Origin of the sequence: Planococcus beigongshangi (genome assembly GCF_016820495.1) — a bacterium.
Lineage (GTDB): Bacteria > Bacillota > Bacilli > Bacillales_A > Planococcaceae > Planococcus > Planococcus beigongshangi.
This window is the reverse complement of sequence record NZ_JADHDU010000031.1, coordinates 1-348: the sequence shown is the minus strand read 5'-3', so window position 1 is coordinate 348 and position 348 is coordinate 1. Positions and strand designations below refer to the sequence as shown.

Genomic DNA, 348 nt, shown 5'->3' with positions numbered 1-348 from the left:
GACAACAGAAGTTGTATTTCTTCTAACGACATGCCCATCTGCTTTAAGGACAAAATTGGCTGAAGACGGACCAAATCTGCTTTCGTGTAAAGCCGATGCCCTGACTCCGTATACTGAGAAGGTGAAAATAAACAGATTTGATCGTAATAGCGTAAAGTTCGAATCGTTAAACCCGCCAATTCGGCAACTTCTCCGACTTTCCAATGTTCCTTCATTCGCTTAGCCTCCATTTAACAACATTTCTATTCACCAACTAAAACCGAGAAATTCGAAGTTAGAAGAGTTGCTGCATCTCCTTTTGCTCAAACGTGTAGGTTTTCCCGCAAATATGGCAAAAAGCTTCAATGT

The 348-nt window shown here is 41.1% G+C and carries 1 protein-coding gene; it reads right to left on the bottom strand.

The window, feature by feature from the left end; genetic code table 11:
* On the bottom strand, positions 1-215 hold a 215-nt coding region (locus IQ294_RS16260), incomplete at its 3' end, for a MerR family transcriptional regulator (protein ID WP_203335076.1).
* Positions 216-348 lie beyond the last annotated feature (133 nt).